The sequence below is a fragment of the Streptosporangium nondiastaticum genome (assembly GCF_003011965.1).
In the GTDB taxonomy this organism is placed as follows: domain Bacteria; phylum Actinomycetota; class Actinomycetes; order Streptomycetales; family Streptomycetaceae; genus Streptomyces; species Streptomyces nondiastaticus.
This window is the reverse complement of record NZ_PXWG01000131.1, coordinates 1-19113: the sequence shown is the minus strand read 5'-3', so window position 1 is coordinate 19113 and position 19113 is coordinate 1. Positions and strand designations below refer to the sequence as shown.

Here is a 19113-nt window from a genome sequence, read left to right as displayed (position 1 = left end):
GGGGCGGCGGCGGTGCCTGCCCCCGGCCGGCGCCGTCGGCGCGCGGCAGGGGTCCGGTGCAGAACGCGCAGCGGTCGCCGATGAGTTCGAGCCCGCACCAGTGGCACTCCTCCCGCCTGACGGACGCCACGAGCTGGTAGAGCACGGACGGATCCGGGATCGCCGCCGCGAACTCGACGGCCCGCCGGGTGCCCCACCAGCGCCGGGACTCCTCGGGCAGCGCGGTCTCCTGGGCGCCCCGGACCTGCCAGCGGGCGGCGAGGGTCTCCAGCACCCAGTCGCCCCCGCGGACGGGCTTGCCGCGGGCGACGGTCATCCACGTGGCGAAGCCGGGGCCGGCCGGGACCTCGCCCCCGCCGACGCGGATCAGCCGCGGACCGGGGTTGAGGAGGACGGCGAACCGCGCGCCGGGCAGCACGGACGCGGCGTGCGCGCCGAGCCCGACCTCGACGCGGTCGAGCCGGGTGACGCTGGAGAGGAGGGCGCCCGCGTGAATGTAGTGGGCGAGCAGCCGGGCGGCGGAGGCGAGCACGCCGGGACTCAGGTCGGACACCGACAACTGCCGTAACTGCCGCGCCAGTACGCCCACGGCGAGCGGCGGCAGCGCGACGGGCAGCAGCGCGATCCGCTCGCTCTCCAGGACGGCCCGCACGGCGTGCAGGCGCCGCACGTACGGCCCGGGGAGCGAGTCGGGGTAGAGGACGACGACGTGGCCGCACCGGTCGAGCAGGACGGACGCCCGGGCGACGGCGGTCTCCAGCGGCTCCTCGGCGGGCGGCCGGAGGACGGCGGCGTCGGGAACCGGCCCGTCGGTCGGTGAGATCACCAGGTCGGGGCTGGTGACCGCTATCGCAAGGGGCACGTCGGCTTCCCCGTTCACTCCGGCCGCGGGAGCTGCGGCGGACGCAGTTCGATACTGCCCTGTGCTGGCGCCTCCGCACTTTATCCACGAACAGGGCGGCTGAGAACCGGTCCTCGGAGAACCCTTGACGGATGTATTGGCCTAGACCATCTTTACGCCACACGGTGGCAGCCGTACCCCCCATCCCTACCCACCGGCACGGCTTCAACTCCTCTCCCACCAGAGGCCTCTCCGGGTTTCTCCGAAACCCCACGACCCACCGGAGGAAGCAGTGGAACACCATCGGCACAGCGCACGACTCCGCGGCAGACGCCGCATGTCCGTACCGGCCGCCGCGGCCCTCCTCCTGGCCGCCGCCCTCCCCGCCCTCGGCGCGGCCCCCGCCCGCGCCGCCGCCGACGTCAACCTCGCCAGGAACCCCGGCTTCGAGTCCGGCCTGGCCGGCTGGACGTGTTCCGGCAACAGCGGCGCCGTCGTCGGCTCTCCCGTGCGCACCGGGAGCGGCGCGCTCAAGGCGGCGCCGGCCGGGGCGGACAACGCCCGGTGCGCGCAGACCGTCGCCGTGCGGCCCGGCTCCACGTACACGCTGAGCGCGTGGGTGCAGGGCTCGTACGTCTATCTCGGCGCCGACGGCACCGGGACGACCGACGTCTCCACATGGACGCCGTCCGCGACGTCATGGCAGCAGCTCACCACCACCTTCACCACGGGCCCCGGCACCACCTCCGTCACCATCTACACCCATGGGTGGTACGGGCAGCCCGCCTACTTCGCCGACGACGTCACCCTGACGGGGCCGGGCGGCGGCGACCCCGGTGATCCGGTCCCCGGCGCTCCGGGCGGGCTCAGGGCAGGGGCCGTGACCGCCTCGTCCGTGGCCCTGTCCTGGGACGCGGTGACCGGAGCCACGGGCTACAACGTCTACCGGGACGGCACCAAGGTGCTCTCGGCGGAGGGACCTTCGGCGACCGTGACCGGGCTCGCGGCCTCGACCGCGTACCGCTTCGAGGTCTCGGCCACCAACGCCGCCGGCGAGTCCCCGAAGTCGGCGGCGGTGACGGCCACGACGAGCCCGGGCGGCGGCGATCCGGGTCCCGGCCCGTCCGTGCCCAAGCACGCGGTGACGGGCTACTGGCAGAACTTCGATAACGGCGCCACGGTGCAGAAGATCAGTGACGTGCAGAGCCAGTACGACATCATCGCCGTCGCCTTCGCCGACGCCACGACGACGCCCGGCGCGGTCGACTTCCGGCTCGACCCGGCCCTGAACTACACAGAAGCGCAGTTTAAAACCGACATCGCCGCCAAACGGGCGGCCGGAAAGAGCGTCGTCCTCTCCATCGGCGGCGAACGCGGCACGGTCACCGTCAACGACGCCTCGTCCGCCGCGCACTTCGCGGACAGCGTCTACGCCCTGATGCAGCAGTACGGGTTCGACGGCGTCGACATCGACCTCGAGAACGGCCTCGACCCGACGTACATGACGCAGGCGCTGCGCGCCCTGTCGGCGAAGGCCGGCAGCAAGCTCGTCATCACCATGGCACCGCAGACGATCGACATGCAGTCGGCGTCGGCGGGCTACTTCAGGACCGCGCTCAACATCAAGGACATCCTGACCGTCGTCAACATGCAGTACTACAACAGCGGGTCGATGAACGGCTGCGACGGGAGGGTGTACGCGCAGGGGTCCGTCGACTTCCTCACCGCGCTCGCCTGCATCCAGCTCGAAGGCGGGCTCGACCCCTCGCAGGTCGGCCTGGGGCTGCCCGCCTCGCCCCGGGCAGCGGGCGGCGGCTACGTGTCCCCTTCGGTGGTGAACAACGCGCTGGACTGCCTGGCGAAGGGCACGAACTGCGGCTCCTTCAAGCCGCCGCGGACGTATCCCGGGATCCGCGGCGCCATGACATGGTCGACGAACTGGGATGCCGCCGCGGGCAGTTCCTGGTCGGGCGCGGTCGGGCCGCACGTGCACGGGCTGCCGTAGGGCCGCTCCGCCCGTCACCCGTACGCCCGCTGCCGGGCCGGCCTCCCGGCCGGCCCGGCAGCGTGGCGCGGAGCGTCAGCGCGGCGCGGAGCGTCAGGGCTTGGGCAGCTCGCAGCCCGGGAGGCCCAGGTCCAGCTTGTTGCCGACGGTGAAGCACTTGGCTATGCCGTACGTCTCCTGGGCGTAGTTGATGCCCTCCCGCACGGTCACCTGGCCGTTCTCGTCGACCTCGCACGGGTTGTTCATCGTGCACTGCTCGCCGCTCTCGTTGCCCGTGTTGTTGATCGCGACGACCTTGCCGGTGTTCGCGTCGACCACGGGGGAGCCGGACGTGCCGCCTATCGTGTTGCACGACGAGGTGTAACGGAGCGAGTCCTTCCAGGTCCAGTCGGCCTCGCGGAGCCGGTAGACGAACCCGTCGGCGTTGCAGCTGTAGATCCGCTTCCAGAAGCCGGAGACGACCTTGATGGGCGTGCCGGCGACCGGGTGGTCCGGGGAGAGGTTCAGGGCGCTGATGCCGTAGCGCAGCTTGATCTGGGCGTACGTCGTGTTCAGCTCGTAGAGGGTGACATCCGTGTCCGTCATCGTGGCGTATGAGACTTTTGTGGCGCGCAGTGTGGCAACCTTGCCCGCACTGGAGTTCAGCAGGCTGAAGGTTCGCGTGGACGGCCGGTCGGTGATGACCTCGCCGGGCCCCGGCATGCCGGTCTCCAGGCAGTGGCCATTGGTCATGACGAGGCCGGGGTCGTTGTCCGACGAGCCCGGGAGGCGGATCAGGGAGCCTGAACAGTTGCTGAGCGCCACGGTGCCCGCGAAGTCGACCGCCTTGGGGCGGGCCTTGGCGCCCGCGGCGCCATCCGGGGAAGCCGCGGTGGCGGTGCCCGCACCGGCCACGGTCGCTCCCGTGAGGAGCAGCGTGGCGAGCGCACCGACGAGAGGTCTTCTCATGGGGGGTGGTTCCTCTCTGAGCCGAGCCGAAGCCCTGTTCGGTTTTGACATGCGCATTGTTGGTGCCGGTGAGGGTGGGCGCAATCAGCCGGACCGAAGTCACCGGAGTGAAGGGCAACTTGGCCGGAATCCCTCACCTCTCTTACGTTGACCCGTTCATGACAGCGCTCGACACTGACCACGCAACCCCTCTGCCCCCTTTCCCGCTCTCGCGACACCCCCCACCCGTCGCACGACCGGAACCCCCCAGGAGACCGCATGCGACCCCGTTCGCGCGGCAGATGGGCGACCGCCCTCGCCGCAGTGCTCACCCTGGCCCTGGCCGTCCCCGCCGCCTCGCGCGGCGCCGAGGAGGCCCGCGGGACCACCCACGAGTACGAGGTCACCGGCCCTCGTACCGCCGCCCAGCGCACCGCCGTCGCCGCGACCGGCGTCTCCGTCGACGCCGTGCGGAGCGCCTCGGTCGTCGTCACGGCCGACGCCGCCCAAGCCGAGCGCATCCGCCGGATGGGCTACAAGGTCAGTCAGCTGCCGGGGCCGCCGGACCGCTCGGGCGGCCGGGCCACCGAGCCGTACGACTTCCCCCCGGAGGACGCGAAGTACCACAACTACAAGGAGGCCATGGCGGAGATCGACGCGGACGTCGCCGCCCACCCGGCCATCATGAGCAAGAAGGTCATCGGCAAGTCCTACGAGGGCCGCGACATCGTCGCCGTCAAGATCAGCGACAACGTCGGCACCGACGAGGACGAGCCCGAGGTCCTCTTCACCGCGCACCAGCACGCGCGCGAGCACCTCACCGTCGAGATGGCCCTCTACCTGCTCAAGGAGTTCGGCTCCAAATACGGCACCGACCCGCGCGTCACCAAGATGGTCGACTCGCGCGAGATCTGGGTCGTGCCCGACGTCAACCCCGACGGCGGCGAATACGACATCGCCACCGGCTCGTACCGCAGCTGGCGCAAGAACCGCCAGCCCAACACCGGCTCCGCCTACCGCGGCACCGACCTCAACCGCAACTGGAACTACAAGTGGGGCTGCTGCGGCGGCTCCTCCGGCAGCCCCGGCTCCGAGACCTACCGCGGCACGGCGGGCGAGTCCGCGCCCGAGGTGAAGGTCGTCGCCGACTTCGTCCGCAGCCGGATCGTCGGCGGAAAACAGCAGATCAAGTCGGGCATCGACTTCCACACGTACAGCGAGCTGGTCCTGTGGCCCTTCGGCTACACCTACGACGACACCGGCCCCGGCATGACCCAGGACGAGCACGACGTCTACGCGACCCTCGGCAAGTCCATGGCCGCCAGCAACGGCTACAAGCCCGAGCAGTCGAGCGACCTCTACACCACCGACGGGACCATCGACGACTGGCTCTGGGGCGACCAGCGGATCTTCTCGTACACCTTCGAGATGTATCCGGACGAGAGCGGCGCGGGCGGCGGCTTCTACCCGCCCGACGAGGTGATCGACCGGGAGGTCGCGCGCAACCGCGAGGCGGTGCTGCAGCTGCTGGAGGCCTCGGACTGCATGTACCGGGTCATCGGGAAGGAGGCGCAGTACTGCAAGCAGTAGCTTGCGGCACGGCGCCTCCTGGACGACGAACGGCTCCGCCGGGTCAGCGGGCCCGGTGGAGCCCCGCCGGGGCGGGCGGGTTGGCCGGGTCCCAGTGGTTCCAGGACGGGCCCACGCCCGCCACGGCCTTCACGCCGTCCTGCAGGTTCGGCTGTTCCCCGGCCAGCTGCGGGATGCCCACGGTCCGCCAGGCGTTCTTGTTGATGAGGTAGCCGTTGTCCTCGTACCAGAGCTGGGTGGCGACGCCCTTCACGCACGTCCACTGCTGGACGGGCGCACCGTAGTCCTTGCGGGAGTCCGCGATCTCCAGGCACTTGCCGCTGTTGACATTGACGATCTGGTACTGGGTGCCCGGGCCGGAGCCGGTCACCTTGACGAACTTCCACACGGAGCCCGCCTGGCCCTTGCAGGTCCACTGCTGGGCGAGCGCGCCGTTGTCCTTCGAGGAGTTCTCGATCTCCAGGCACTTGCGGCTGTCCGAGCTGACGAGCAGGTCACCGCGGTCGGCCGCCTGGCCCGTGCCCGCCGTGCCCAGCACGAGCGCCGCACCGGACGCGGTGACGGCTGCGGCGGTGGCCAGCTTGGCAAGAGTCTTCACTTCTGCCCCCATATCTCCTTGTCATGCCCCCTATACGGGCATGCCCCCGATTTGATCTTGAGGATATATCAGCCCTTCACACCACAACACTCAATATCGCCACCACCGCGAACCCCGCCACCGACAGCACCGACTCCAGCACCGTCCACGACGTGAGCGTCTCCCGCTCGGGGATGCCGAAGTACGTGGAGACCATCCAGAAGCCGCCGTCGTTGACGTGCGAGGCGAAGATCGAGCCCGCCGAGATCGCGACGATGACCAGGGCCAGGTGGGTCTGGGAGGTGCCGCTGTCCGCGAGCAGCGGGGCGACGATGCCCGTGGTCGTCACGATGGCGACCGTCGCCGAGCCCTGCGCCACCCGCAGGGCGACCGCGATCAGCCATGCCAGGACGATGACCGGCAGCCCGGCGCCGGCGAACGCGTCGGCCAGCGCCTGGGCGACCCCGCTGCCCTTGAGGACCGCGCCGAAGACGCCGCCCGCGCCGACGACGAGCAGGATGTTGCCGACGGGCTTGAGCGAGGCGGTCGACACGGCTTCCAGCGACGCGCGGGACCAGCCGCGCCGCAGGCCCAGCAGCCAGTACGCCAGGAGCAGCGCGATCGTCAGGGCCACGAACGGGTGACCGAAGAACTCCGCCACCGAGCGGCCCGTGCTCGGCGCGAACGCCACCGAGGAGAACGTCGCGAGGAGGATGAGGAGGAGCGGCGTGCCGATGACGGCGAGCAGCGTGCCGAGCGCGACCGGCTTCTCGGGGGCCGGGCCCCGCGGCGACGCCGCCGCCCGTTTCGCCTGCTCGGCCCGTTTCGCCTGCTCGGCCGCCGCCGCCATCTCCTCGGGCACGGGGACGAAGACGCGACGGCCGATCCAGGCCGCGTACGCCCACGCCGCCAGGACTGCCGGCAGGCCGGCCGCGGCGCCCATGAGGATCACCCGGCCGAGGTCCACGTGCAGCAGCCCGGCCGCGGCCACGGGGCCCGGGTGCGGCGGCAGGAAGGCATGGGTCATGGAGAGGCCGGCCAGCAGCGGCAGCGCGTACAGCAGAATCGATTTCCCGCTGCGCCGGGCGGCCGCGTACACGATCGGCGCCAGGACGAAGATGCCGACGTCGAAGAAGACCGGTATCCCGAAGACCACGCCGGTCACGCCCATCGCGAGGGGCTCGCGCCGCTCGCCGAAGAGGGCGAGGAGCCGGCCGCTGAGGGCTTCCGCGCCGCCGGAGACCTCCAGGACCGAGCCGAGCATCGTGCCGAGCCCGACGATCACGGCGATGTGGCCGAGGGTGCCGCCCATGCCGGCCTCGACGAGCGAGACGGCGCCGGACTTCTGGACCGTGCCGAAGAGCTCGGTCACGGACAGCCCCGCGCCGAGGCCGACGGCGATGGAGACGGCGAGCAGGGCCACGAAGGGCTGCAGCCTGGCCTTGATGATGAGGAAGAGGAGCAGGGCGATTCCGAGGGCGGCGACGGTCAGCAGACCGCCGGTGCCCGGGACGAGGGCGAGCAGCCCTCCGGTGCGGCTCTCGGCCGCGTACGTGACGGATGCGACGGGCACGCCGGACACGACGTCCACCCCCGGCCTCGGGACGCGCCGTCAGCCGAGGACGGCGAGTGCGTCGATCTCGACGAGCAGACCGGCGGGGAGGCCGACGTAGACGGTCGTACGGGCGGCCGGGACGGACTTCAGATCGGCGAAGTGCGCGTCGTAGATCTCGTTGAACTCGGCGAAGTGGGCGGTGTCGGTGAGGTAGATCCGCATCATGATCACGTCCTCCCAGCCGGCGCCGCCCTCCTCCAGGACCGCCGCGACGTTGGCGAGGGTCTGCAGGGTCTGGGCGCGCAGGGTGTCCCCGGCGGGTGTCGGCGGCTGTCCCTCCACCGCCGGCAGGAAGCCGACCTGACCGGCGACCTGCAGGATGTTGCCCTTCTTCACGCCGTGCGAGAACTTCGCGGGCGGGGTGGTGTGGGTGGGGGGCGTGATGGCGGTCTTCTCGGTCATGGCTTCGCTTTCTGCAGGGGTGGCGGTGTCGTACCGGAGTACTCCGCGCTGATGGCGTCCGCGGTGCGGCGCAGCAGCGGGAGGAGTTCGAGGAGTTCGGCCGTGCCGACGACGACGTTCGGCGCGGAGACCGAGCAGGCGGCGACGGTGCGGCCGTCGGTGCCGCGGACGGGCGCGCCGATGCAGTTGATGGACTCCTCGTGGCCGCCGAAGTCGGTGGCCCAGCCCTGTTCCCGCACGGTCGCGAGCTCGTCGAGGTACGCGGCGGCGTTCGGCGTCGAACGGGCCGTGTAGGCGGGGTAGTCGAGCCGCTCGGCGACGGCGCGCCGCTCGGGTTCGGGCAGGTCGGCGAGGAGCAGCTTGGCGACGGCGGCGACGGTGATCGCGACGGGCTTGCCGATGCGCGAGTACATCCGTACGGGGTAGCGGCTCTCGACCTTGTCGATGTAGAGGACCTCGCCGTCCTCGTACACGGCGAGGTGCACGGTGTGCCCGCAGCGCTCGTTGAGCGCGGCGAGGTGGGGGTGGGCGATCTCGCGGACGTCGAGGTTCTCGGCGGCCTGCTGGGCGAGGGCGAACAGGCGGGTGCCGAGGCGGTAGCGCTGGTCCTGCTGCCGGTAGACCATGCCGTGCTCGTGGAGGGTGCGCAGCAGGCGCAGCGCGGTCGACTTGTGGACGCCGAGGCGGGCCGCCACCTGCTCCAGGTTGGCCGGCCCCTCGGCGAGGAGCGGCAGGATCCGCAGGGCGCGGTCGACGGTCTGGCTCATGGCGTGCGTTCCTTCGCGCTGACGGGGGCGGCAGGTGCGGGGGCTTCTGGGATGTCCGGTGTGCCGGGGGTATCCGGGGTGCCGGGGGTATCCGGTGTGTCCATGGCGTCCGTGGTCCAGCCCGGGCCGAGTCGCAGTCTTCCCCACTCCGCGGGGCCGAGGGCGGCGAGCCGGTCGGCGTGGTCGCGGCGGGGCGGGGCGGCGAGGTCGCCGGGGGCGGTGAGGGCGGCGGCGGCCATGAGGTGGCCGTGGCGCAGGCACTGTCCGGGTGTCAGCCCGCGGAGGGTGCCGGAGAGGAAGCCGGCGGCGAAGGCGTCTCCGGCGCCGACGGGGGCGACGACGTCGACGGAGGGGGCGGGGACGGTGACGACGGCGTCGAGGCCGGCGTCGTCCCCGGCATCGGCGTCGGCCTCGGGGTGCGCGCCGCCCGCCCCCGGTCCGTCCGCGGACGCTTCTGCGACCGCTTCCGTGAACGTCTCCGCGGACGTACGTACGTATGCCGTCGCCCCCGCCGCGCCCCGCTTCACGACGAGGACGCGCGGCTCGGGCAGGGCGGAGCGGATCGCGGCGGCGCCGTGGAGGCCCCAGGCGGCCTCGGCCTCGTCCTCGCCGACGAAGACGAGGTCGCTGCGGCGGGCGAGGGAGGCCAGGACGGCGGGCCCTTCGGGGGCGTTCCGCCACAGCGCCGTGCGGTAGTTGACGTCGAAGGAGACGAGGGGGCGGCCGGGGCGGCGCTCGGTGAGGGCGCGGAGGAGGGCGAGGCAGCCGGCGGAGAGGGCGGCGGTGATGCCGGTGAGGTGCAGGACGCGGCCGGACCAGGCGGCGGCGCGGGGGACCAGGGCTGGCGACATGGCGGAGGCGGCGGATCCGGCACGGTAGTAGAGGACTTCGGAGAGAGGTGGACCGCCGTCACCCGGCGGGGCGGCCGGCGGGGCGGGAAGGCCGACGGACCGCTCCCCCGCCGTACGGAAGTACACGCCCGTCGGCCGGGCGGGGTCGCGCTGGACGGCGGAGACGTCGACGCCGTACGCGGCGATCGCTGCGACCAAGTGGTCGCCGAAGGCGTCCGTGCCGACCCGGCCGACCCATTGCGTACGGTGCCCGGCGGCGGCCAGGGCGCAGGCGACGTTGGACTCGGCGCCGCCGATGCCCCGGGCGAAGACCGCCGCGTCGGCGAGCGGGGCGCGCTCCGCCGCCGGGCGGAAGGCGACCATCGACTCGCCGAGGCAGACGACGTCCACGCGGCAGGGGACGGCGTCCGGGGCGCTCGGGTCGGCTGCGGTCACGGTCGGCCCTCGCTCCTCGGTCGGGGTTTGTACGCGTCCTGTCACGGTCGCGCCCGGGGCGTGAGACGACCGTTGACCCGGTACTTGGCGGGATGTTAGACAGCAGCCAGCGCAATGCGCAACGGTCGTTGCACAGAGTGCAACGACCGTACGTACCAGACACCCCCGGGAGGCTCCATGGCCACCGCCGACGCCGTCACCCGACTCGCGGACACCCGCGTCGACCACCGCTTCAAGGGCCTGCCCCCGGACGCGGACGGCCTGACCGTCGGCGCCCTGGCCGCCGAGCGCCGCTCGCTCTTCACGGGCGGCTTCACCACGCCCGTGCTCGCCCTGTCGGCGGAGGCGCTCGACCACAACCTCGCCCTCATGGAGCGCTGGTCCGCCGGGCACGGCCTGGCCTTCGCCCCGCACGGCAAGACCACGATGGCGCCGCAGCTGCTGGAGCGGCAGATCGCGCACGGCGCGTGGGGGATCACCGCGGCGACCGTCTCCCAGGTCCGTGTCTACCGCGCCCACGGGATCCGTCGCGTCTTCCTCGCCAACGAGGTCGTGGACGCCGCGGCGCTGCGCTGGCTCGCCGCCGAGCTGGACGCCGACCCGGACTTCCGGCTCTTCGTCTACGTCGACTCCGTCCGCGGCGTCGAGCTGATGGACGCCGCCCTCCGCGCGGCCGGGGCCCGCCGTCCCCTCGACGTCGTCGTCGAACTGGGCGCCGAGGGCGGCCGCACCGGCGCCCGCACCGAGGCCGACTGCACGGCCGTGGCCGACGCCGTGGCCGGCGTGAGCACCCTGCGGCTGGCGGGCGTCGGCGGCTACGAGGCGGAGATCCCGGGGGCGGACGGCGAGCTCGTCCGCGCGTGGCTGCGCCGGCTGACGGCACTGGCCGCCGGGTTCGACGAGGCGGGCCGGTTCGCCGGCGTGGAGGAGGTCGTCGTCAGCGCGGGCGGCAGCGCGTGGTTCGACGCGGTCGCCGAGGTCTTCGCGGAACTGCCGGCGCTGTCGGTGCCGGTGCTGAAGCTGCTGCGGTCGGGCGCGTACATCACCCACGACGACGGGGCGTACCGGAAGAAGACCCCGTTCAACCGCCACCCCGAGGAGGGCGAGCTCCGCCCGGCGTTCCGCCTCTGGGCCCAGGTCGTCTCCCGCCCGGAACCGGGCCGCGCCTACCTCAACGCCGGCAAGCGGGACGTTCCGTACGACCTCGGCCTGCCGGTCGTACGGGCCGTGCGCTCGGCGCGGGACGGCTCCGTGCGGGGCGGCGACGGCATGACCGTCATCGGCCTCGCCGACCAGCACGCGTTCGTGGAACTGGCGGAGGACACGGAGATCGAGGTCGGCGACTGGGTGGGCCTGGGCCTGTCGCACCCGTGCACGGTGTTCGACAAGTGGCAGCTGATTCCGCTGGCCACGGAGGACGGCACGGTCACGGACTACGTCCGCACGTTCTTCTGACGGACGGGGGCTTCTGACGGGCGGGGCCCTCCGGCCACGTCGGGTCCCCCGAACGCACCGGTGTGCGCGGCGGAAATGAGAGGCCCGGCCCCTCCGCACGCCCCGCCGCCAGGCGTAATCTCCCGCCGCAATGGCGCGCAACCCCCACCGGACGCACCCGGCGGTGCCCGACCCGCCCCAGGCCCGTACGACACCGCCGGACCCCGCCGCCGTGGCGGATCACCGCCGCGGCGGAAATGAGAGGCCCGGCCTCTCGACACTCCGGACGTGCCCGGCGGTGCCGGGTCGCCGTCCTCCTCGACACCGGGAGCGCAATCAATGGACACCGTGTTCCGTGACGCTCGCGTCATCGACGGGTCCGGCGGGCCCTCCTACCGGGCGGACGTCGCCCTGGCCGGAGGCCGCATCGCCGCCATCGCCCGCAAGGGCGAACCCCGCCTCACCGCGCGCCGCACCGTGGAAGCGCAGGGCCTCGCCCTCTCCCCCGGCTTCATCGACATGCACGCGCACAGCGACCTCGCCCTCCTCCGCGACCCCGCGCACACCGCGAAGGCCGCCCAGGGCGTCACGCTGGAGGTCATCGGCCAGGACGGCCTGTCGTACGCGCCGGTCGACGACCGTACCCTCGCCGCCGTCCGCGCCCAGATCGCGGGCTGGAACGGCGGCGCCCCCGAGGACGCGTCCGTCGAGTTCACGTGGCGCACGGTCGGCGAGTACCTGGACCGCCTCGACCACGGCTTCGCCGGCGAGGGCATCGCCGTCAACGCCGCCTACCTCGTCCCCCAGGGGACGCTGCGCGCGCTCGCGGTCGGCTGGGAGGACCGTCCGGCGACACCGGCCGAGACGGAGCGCATGAAGCGGCTCGTCGCGGAGGGGCTGGCGGAGGGCGCGGTCGGCCTGTCCTCCGGGCTCACCTACACGCCGGGCATGTACGCGACCGACGCCGAGCTGACCGAGCTCTGCCGCGTCGTCGCGGCGTACGGCGGCTATTACTGCCCGCATCACCGTTCGTACGGGAAGGGGGCCCTCGCCGCGTACGAGGAGATGATCGCCCTGACCCGCCGCGCCGGCTGCGCCCTGCACCTGGCCCACGCCACGATGAACTTCGGGGTGAACGAGGGCCGCGCCCCCGAGCTGCTGGCCGTACTCGACGCGGCGCTGGCCGCGGGCGCGGACATCTCCCTGGACACGTACCCGTACACCCCCGGCTGCACGACGCTCGCCGCGATGCTGCCGAGCTGGGCGGGCGAGGGCGGCCCGGAGGCGGTGCTGGCGCGCCTGCGCGACGACGCGACGGCGGAGCGCATCCGGTACGCGGTGGAGACCGAGGGCGCGGACGGCTGCCACGGCGTGCCCATCGACTGGGAGGCGATCGAGGTCTCGGGCGTGGCCGATCCGGCCCTCGCCTGCGCCCACGTCGGCAGGACGATCGCCGGCGCGGCCCGCGAGCGCGGCGAGGAGCCGTGGGTGACGGCTCGCCGCCTGCTGATCGCGGACCGGCTGGGGACGGCGATCCTGCAGCACGTGGGTCACGAGGAGAACGTCCGCACGATCATGCGGCACCGCGTGCACACGGGCGGCAGCGACGGCATCCTGCACGGCGCGAAGCCCCACCCCCGCGCTTACGGAACGTTCCCGCACTACCTCGGGCGGTACGTGCGCGAGCTCGGCGTGCTCTCTCTGGAGGAGTGCGTGGCGCATCTCACGTCCCGCCCCGCGGCCCGGCTGAGGCTCCCCGACCGGGGTCTCGTACGGGTCGGGAACCGTGCGGACCTCGTTCTCTTCGATCCGGAGACCGTGGCCGCCGGTGCCACTTTCGAAGCCCCGCGAACCCTTCCGACCGGCATTCCTTATGTCCTGATTGCCGGACGCTTTGTGATGGAAGACGGCCGCCGGACGGACGTCCTCGCCGGCCGCGCCGTCCGGCGCACCGCACGGCCGTGATCAGCGGCTTCGTGGCGGTGCCGGTGCTTCCGCAAACGGCGCGCACCCCGTGGCGCGCCCCCGTATGGTGGCCGTCATGCAGGTGATCCAGTCAACGAAGCTCGCCAACGTCTGCTACGAAATCCGTGGCCCGGTGCTCGAGGAGGCCATGCGGCTGGAGGCGGCGGGTGAGCGCATCCTCAAGCTGAACACCGGCAACCCGGCGATCTTCGGCTTCGAGTGCCCGCCGGAGATCCTCGAAGACATGGTGCGCAACGTCGGCGACGCGCACGGCTACGGCGACGCCAAGGGCCTGCTCTCCGCCCGCCGCGCGGTGGTGCAGCACTACGAGACGAAGGGCGTCGAGCTGTCCGTCGAGGACGTCTACCTCGGCAACGGCGTCTCCGAGCTGATCCAGATGTCGATGCAGGCGCTGCTCGACGACGGCGACGAGGTGCTCGTCCCCGCGCCGGACTACCCGCTGTGGACGGCCTCGGTCTCCCTGGCCGGCGGCACGGCCGTGCACTACCGCTGCGACGAACAGGCGGACTGGATGCCGGACCTCGCCGACATCGAGCGCAAGGTCACCGACCGCACCAAGGCCCTCGTCATCATCAACCCGAACAACCCCACGGGTGCGGTCTACGACGACGAGATGCTGCGCGGCCTGACCGAGATCGCCCGCCGCCACAACCTGATCGTCTGCTCCGACGAGATCTACGACAAGATCCTCTACGACGGCGTCACGCACACCCCGACCGCCGCCATCGCCCCCGACCTGCTGACCCTCACCTTCAACGGCCTCTCCAAGGCCTACCGGGTGGCCGGCTACCGCAGTGGCTGGATGGCGGTCTGCGGCCCCAAGGCCCACGCCGACAGCTACATCGAGGGCCTGACGATCCTCGCCAACATGCGGCTGTGCGCCAACATGCCGGCGCAGTACGCGGTGGCCACGGCCCTCGGCGGCCGGCAGTCGATCAACGACCTGGTGCTGCCGGGCGGCCGGCTGCTGGAGCAGCGCGACGTCGCGCACGAGCTGCTGACGCAGATCCCGGGCGTGACGTGCGTGAAGCCGAAGGGCGCGCTGTACGCCTTCCCGCGCCTGGACCCCAAGGTCTACAAGATCAAGGACGACCGGCAGATGGTGCTGGACCTGCTCCGCGCCGAGAAGATCATGGTCGTCCACGGCACGGGCTTCAACTGGCCGGAGCCGGATCACTTCCGCCTGGTCACGCTGCCGAGCGCCAAGGACCTGGCGGACGCGGTGACGCGCATCGGGAACTTCCTGGACGGCTACGGCCAGCCGTAGGCGCACCGACCTGACCGACTGTCTCTGTAGACAGGACAACTTTAGACGCCGTCTAAGTTAGGATGGCCTTCTGAGGCATTCCCAGGAGGCCATCCATGTACGAGCCGATCCGGACGCAATCGGTCCACACCATGGCCGCACAGAGCTGCAGCATGCGCGGCCTGCACCGCTCCCGCGAGGAAGAGCTGGACATCCGGCTCGCGGGGCACCTCACCGCACTGCTGACCATGACCGACGAGCTCCGCGCCCTCACGCCGTCCCGCGCCCTGGACGACGCGGCGGACCGGCTCGCCGACCGCATCACCCGCATGCGCGGCCACACCCCCCTCCGCGCCACCCCCTCGGCGGAACACAGCACCCCCGCCCGCATCACCGCCCTCCACCAGCGGGCCCACCAACTGGCCGGCCAGGCCCTGGTCGTCGCGACCACCGTGGGCGACACGGCAGGCGAAACCCTGGCCGCAGAACGCCTGACCGCCCACGCGACAGCCCTGGGCATCACCGAACCCGCCGACTAGCGGCTCACGAGCACGGGGGGCGAATCATCCCCGGCCATCAGGGGAGTTGGCGTACGGGAGCGGTCTCGCGTGCGTTCGGCCGGTGTCCCGCCGTGGCCACCTCCGTCGCGTACGTGAGGAGGCCCGCGAAGCGGAGCCATGGGAGCAGGTACGCGTGTACCGGTGCGTAGCCCGGGCGGGTGAGACTGCGGATGTCGTGGACGGTGGCGGCCAGTTCGGCGGCGGCCGCGTGGCCGACGTGGCCGAGGGCCCGGAGGTAGGAAGAACCGGAAGCATCCAGCCGGGCGTGCAGACCGGCGAGTTGGCGTACGGGGATGTCGCGGTGGTACGTGTCGTCAGGGTAAGGGACTTGGCGGAACGCGGAGTAGCGATCGGCGACGGCGGCGATCAGGCCCAGCCGGGAGGGGGCCGTCGCGCTCGGCCAGCGGGGTCCGTGCAGGCGCGCCGTGTCGGAGGCGCGCGGGGTGCGCCGGCCTGCTGCCTTCTCCGCGTGGCGGCGGACGGCGAAGTCCGCCGCCTCGGCGAGGCGGACCGCCCGGCTCTCCTCCAACGTGGCCAGCGCACGCAGGAGGGCCTCAGGGTCCCGGCGCAGGTCAGGCGCGGGGCATGCGGTCGCGGCCAGATACGCCCAGGTGGCGTTGAAGCCGAGAGGGCAGTAGTGCCCGACGGCACACCTCAGCGCCCTGTGCCGCCGGATGAGCGGCACCCGCTCGTCGCGCACCCGGCGCGTGTGCGTTCCGAAGCCCACCCGGTGACGTCAGCCTTCGGCCTTCGCCACGCCGATCGGGCAGCTCACGCCCGTGCCGCCGATGCCGCAGTAGCCCGCGGGGTTCTTGTCCAAGTACTGCTGGTGGTAGGGCTCCGCATAGTAGAACGGGCCCGCCGGGAGGATTTCCGTGGTGATGGGGCCGTAGCCCGAGCCCGTCAGGACCTGCTGGTAGGCGTCGCGGGAGGATTCCGCGGTCGACTGCTGCGCGGCGGAGTGGGTGTAGATCGCCGAGCGGTACTGCGTGCCGCGGTCGTTGCCCTGGCGGAAGCCCTGGGTGGGGTTGTGGGATTCCCAGAAGAGCTTCAGGAGGGTGGCGTAGGAGACGGCCGACGGGTCGAAGACCACGCGGACGACCTCCGTGTGGCCCGTCAGGCCGCTGCAGACCTCCTCGTACGCCGGGTGCGGCGTGTGGCCGCCCTGGTAGCCGACGAGGGTGGTCCGGACGCCCTCCGTCTGCCAGAACTTGCGTTCCGCGCCCCAGAAGCAGCCGAGGGCGAAGTCCGCCACCTCCAGGCCCGCCGGGTAGGGGCCGCCCAGGGGCGTGCCGAGCACCGTGTGGCGTTCCTGGAGGGGGAACTCCGGCTCCGGGCGGCCCTTCAGGGCCTCCTCCGGCGTGGGGAGGCGGGGTTCTCGGGTGGGGAAGAGCATGTCAGGGCCTCCAAGGCGACAAGAGCAGCACAGCGCGGATTTACAGCCAACGGTTCTTCGCCCCCGGCGATTCCCCGCCCGCCAGCGCCACCGCCCGGTACGCCGTGTACGCCGCGACCGGATCCGCCGCGTACGACCACGGCACGGCCCCGATGTGCCCGTCCACCCGGCGCAGCTGCTCGATCGCCTCCGGGTAGCGCTCGGCGTTGACCAGGAACCACACGAGCAGGTGGCGGACGTGCGGCAGGACGGGGTGGTCGGCCGGGGCGTGGAGGGCGGCGAACTGCGCCGCCTCGATCGCGTGGGTGATCACCTCGCTGCGGTAGAGGCCCTGGACGACGTTGACCTCGGGCAGGTGGTCGTGGACGGCGAACAGCGGCAGCGCCGGCAGCAGGCTGCCCTTCGCCGCGCCCGCGGCCGCCCGCCGCGCGAAGGCCTCGGCCTGCTCGCGGGAGCCGTGCCACTTCGCGCTCCAGTAGCGCAGCGCGGCCAGGTGGGCGCCCATGTGCTGGGGGGCGCGGGAGACGACCCGCTCCCACAGCGACTGGAATTCGGCCTGCCCCGCGCCCATGCCGCGGGCCACGCCCAGCTCGACGATCAGCGGCGCCACGTCCTCCGGGGCCAGCCGGGCGGCCTCCGCGCAGACCGTGCGGGCCTCTTCCAGGATCATGCGGTAGTCCTGCGAGGACGGGTCGCGCAGGGCCTGCTGGACCAGGAACTCGGCCTGGACGACCGCGCCGCCCGCGTCCTCCGGGGCGACGACCCGCCAGTGCCGCAGCCACAGGCCGCCGGTGCCGGGCGCGTCGGCCAGCTCGCGGACCGCCGCGCCCGCGAGCGTCTGCACGCGCTGCCAGCGCTGCTCGGGGTCGTGCGTGCGGGAGAGCAGCTCGGCGGCGGGCTTCCAGTCCTGCGTGCGGCGGGCCTCCTCGACGGCGGCGAGCAGCTCGGGGTCGGGGCCGGGCAGGCGGACGTCGAGCTGCTCGGGCGGCAGGAAGCCGTACGCGGCGGCCGCGTCGGCCGGGCCGGGTCCGTGCGGTCCGCCGGACAGCGCGGCGCGCGCCCGCCGGCGGCGCAGCGCGGGCCCGGCGAGGACGGCGCAGATCGCGACGACGGCCAGCAGGATGAGCAGAAACTCCATGAGCGGTCCTGAACGTGGATGGGGCAGCGTACGGCTATGTGAGGAACAACGCGCGGGATCCGCGGATCGTTCATCCTCCGGTTACAAGTGAACACGGGTGTTCGGGTGTGCGGAGTACTAGGCTCGGGAAAATGAGCGATCAGCATGCCTTCGAAACCCTGGCCATCCACGCCGGGCAGGAGCCGGACCCGCTGACCGGGGCCGTCGTGCCGCCGATCTACCAGGTGTCCACCTACAAGCAGGACGGGGTCGGCGGCCTGCGCGGCGGCTATGAGTACAGCCGCAGCGCCAACCCCACCCGTACCGCTCTTGAGGAGAACCTGGCGGCGCTGGAGGGCGGTGTGCGCGGCCTGGCGTTCGCGTCCGGCCTGGCCGCCGAGGACACCCTGCTGCGTACGCTCCTGGCGCCCGGTGACCACGTGGTCATCCCGAACGACGCCTACGGCGGCACGTTCCGCCTCTTCGCCAAGGTGATCAGCCGCTGGGGCGTGGAGTGGTCCGTGGCCGACACCTCCGACCCGGCCGCCGTGCGCGCGGCCCTGCGGCCCTCGACCAAGGCGATCTGGGTCGAGACCCCGTCGAACCCGCTGCTGGGCATCAGCGACATCGCCGCCCTCGCCGAGGTCGCGCACTCGGCCGGGGTCCGCCTGGTCATCGACAACACCTTCGCGAGCCCGTACCTGCAGCAGCCGCTCGCGCTCGGCGCGGACGTCGTCGTGCACTCCACGACCAAGTACATGGGTGGTCACTCCGACGTCGTCGGCGGCGCGCTGATCACCGCGGACGCGGGCCTCGCCGAGGAGCTCGCCTACCACCAGAACGCGATGGGCGCCGTCGCCGGCCCCTTCGACTCCTGGCTGACGCTGCGCGGCATCAAGACCCTCGCCGTGCGCATGGACCGGCACAGCGCCAACGCCGAGCGCGTGGCCGAGCTGCTCGTCTCCCACCCCAAGGTCACCCAGGTCTACTACCCGGGCCTGCCCGAGCACCCGCTGCACGAGGTCGCCGCGAAGCAGATGAAGGCCTTCGGCGGCATGGTGTCGTTCCGGGTGGCCGGCGGCCAGGAGCAGGCCGTCGAGATCTGCAACCGCACCGAGGTGTTCACGCTCGGCGAGTCCCTCGGCGGCGTGGAGTCGCTGATCGAGCACCCGGGCCTGATGACGCACGCGTCGACCGCCGGGTCCCAGCTGGAGGTCCCCGCGGACCTGGTCCGCCTGTCGGTGGGCATCGAGTCCGTCGACGACCTGCTCGCCGACCTCACGCAGGCGCTGGGCTAGTCGCAGGCGCCGGGCCGGTCGCCGGTCCTTCGTCTTCCCCACTACGCCGGGTGGGCCGCGGATCGC

17 protein-coding genes are annotated in these 19113 nt (G+C 72.4%); 7 read left to right on the top strand and 10 right to left on the bottom strand.

Annotated elements, in window-relative coordinates; genetic code table 11:
* Nucleotides 1–862: hypothetical protein (locus tag B7P34_RS29285; RefSeq protein WP_106681213.1), on the bottom strand; the 862-nt coding region annotated here is incomplete at its 3' end.
* Nucleotides 863–1178: 316 nt separating this feature from the next.
* Here B7P34_RS29285 and B7P34_RS29280 point away from each other — a divergent pair.
* Nucleotides 1179–2846: a chitinase gene (locus B7P34_RS29280; protein ID WP_106681210.1), complete on the top strand. Its 1668-nt coding sequence runs from the start codon at nt 1179–1181 to the stop codon at nt 2844–2846.
* A gap of 93 nt (nt 2847–2939) precedes the next feature.
* Here the strand turns inward: B7P34_RS29280 and B7P34_RS29275 are convergent, their stop codons facing one another.
* Nucleotides 2940–3794, bottom strand: coding sequence for a S1 family peptidase (locus B7P34_RS29275; RefSeq protein ID WP_106681209.1), 855 nt, complete (start codon nt 3792–3794; stop codon nt 2940–2942).
* Nucleotides 3795–4052: 258 nt separating this feature from the next.
* Here B7P34_RS29275 and B7P34_RS29270 point away from each other — a divergent pair, with 258 nt between their 5' ends.
* Nucleotides 4053–5363 carry a M14 family metallopeptidase gene (locus B7P34_RS29270; RefSeq protein WP_106681208.1) on the top strand — a complete coding sequence of 437 codons (1311 nt, stop codon included), beginning with the start codon at nt 4053–4055 and terminating at the stop codon, nt 5361–5363.
* A gap of 43 nt (nt 5364–5406) precedes the next feature.
* On the opposite strand, the gene B7P34_RS29265 is transcribed toward B7P34_RS29270, so the two are convergent.
* The 5 genes from B7P34_RS29265 to B7P34_RS29245 all read right to left on the bottom strand — a co-directional run bounded on the left by B7P34_RS29265 (nt 5407) and on the right by B7P34_RS29245 (nt 10010).
* A complete protein-coding gene (locus B7P34_RS29265) occupies nt 5407–5973 on the bottom strand; it encodes an RICIN domain-containing protein (RefSeq protein WP_106681207.1) in 567 nt (188 codons plus the stop codon).
* Nucleotides 5974–6037: 64 nt separating this feature from the next.
* The gene (locus B7P34_RS29260) at nt 6038–7513 is read right to left on the bottom strand and encodes a GntP family permease (RefSeq protein WP_106681212.1); all 1476 of its coding nucleotides are present in this window, start codon (nt 7511–7513) and stop codon (nt 6038–6040) included.
* A gap of 39 nt (nt 7514–7552) precedes the next feature.
* Nucleotides 7553–7957 carry a RidA family protein gene (locus tag B7P34_RS29255; RefSeq protein ID WP_106681206.1) on the bottom strand — a complete coding sequence of 135 codons (405 nt, stop codon included), beginning with the start codon at nt 7955–7957 and terminating at the stop codon, nt 7553–7555.
* Nucleotides 7954–8724, bottom strand: a complete 771-nt coding sequence (locus B7P34_RS29250) for an IclR family transcriptional regulator (RefSeq protein WP_106681205.1) — start codon at nt 8722–8724, stop codon at nt 7954–7956. Before B7P34_RS29250 ends, B7P34_RS29255 begins: the two co-directional genes overlap by 4 nt.
* Nucleotides 8721–10010: a sugar kinase gene (locus B7P34_RS29245; protein WP_223268351.1), complete on the bottom strand. Its 1290-nt coding sequence runs from the start codon at nt 10008–10010 to the stop codon at nt 8721–8723. Before B7P34_RS29245 ends, B7P34_RS29250 begins: the two co-directional genes overlap by 4 nt.
* Before the next feature lie 177 nt (nt 10011–10187).
* Between B7P34_RS29245 and B7P34_RS29240 the strand changes: the two genes are divergently transcribed.
* The 4 genes from B7P34_RS29240 to B7P34_RS29225 all read left to right on the top strand — a co-directional run bounded on the left by B7P34_RS29240 (nt 10188) and on the right by B7P34_RS29225 (nt 15215).
* Nucleotides 10188–11465, top strand: coding sequence for an amino acid deaminase (locus B7P34_RS29240; protein WP_106681203.1), 1278 nt, complete (start codon nt 10188–10190; stop codon nt 11463–11465).
* A gap of 318 nt (nt 11466–11783) precedes the next feature.
* On the top strand, nt 11784–13409 hold the full coding sequence (locus tag B7P34_RS29235; protein ID WP_106681202.1) for an N-acyl-D-amino-acid deacylase family protein: 1626 nt from the start codon (nt 11784–11786) through the stop codon (nt 13407–13409).
* Nucleotides 13410–13485: 76 nt separating this feature from the next.
* The gene (locus tag B7P34_RS29230; protein ID WP_106681211.1) at nt 13486–14697 is read left to right on the top strand and encodes a pyridoxal phosphate-dependent aminotransferase; all 1212 of its coding nucleotides are present in this window, start codon (nt 13486–13488) and stop codon (nt 14695–14697) included.
* 95 nt (nt 14698–14792) lie between these two features.
* Nucleotides 14793–15215 (top strand): hypothetical protein, encoded by a 423-nt coding sequence (locus B7P34_RS29225; RefSeq protein ID WP_106681201.1) that lies wholly within the window; start codon nt 14793–14795, stop codon nt 15213–15215.
* A gap of 37 nt (nt 15216–15252) precedes the next feature.
* Here B7P34_RS29225 and B7P34_RS29220 read toward each other — a convergent pair whose 3' ends face one another.
* The 3 genes from B7P34_RS29220 to B7P34_RS29210 are packed head-to-tail and all read right to left on the bottom strand — an operon-like array spanning nt 15253 to nt 17770.
* Nucleotides 15253–15963, bottom strand: coding sequence for a hypothetical protein (locus B7P34_RS29220; protein WP_106681200.1), 711 nt, complete (start codon nt 15961–15963; stop codon nt 15253–15255).
* Between the two features lie 9 nt (nt 15964–15972).
* Nucleotides 15973–16632, bottom strand: coding sequence for a peptide-methionine (S)-S-oxide reductase MsrA (gene msrA, locus B7P34_RS29215; protein ID WP_106681199.1), 660 nt, complete (start codon nt 16630–16632; stop codon nt 15973–15975).
* A 40-nt stretch (nt 16633–16672) separates the two neighbouring features.
* Nucleotides 16673–17770: a hypothetical protein gene (locus B7P34_RS29210; RefSeq protein WP_106681198.1), complete on the bottom strand. Its 1098-nt coding sequence runs from the start codon at nt 17768–17770 to the stop codon at nt 16673–16675.
* A gap of 131 nt (nt 17771–17901) precedes the next feature.
* Between B7P34_RS29210 and B7P34_RS29205 the strand changes: the two genes are divergently transcribed.
* Nucleotides 17902–19047: a cystathionine gamma-synthase gene (locus B7P34_RS29205; protein WP_106681197.1), complete on the top strand. Its 1146-nt coding sequence runs from the start codon at nt 17902–17904 to the stop codon at nt 19045–19047.
* Nucleotides 19048–19113 lie beyond the last annotated feature (66 nt).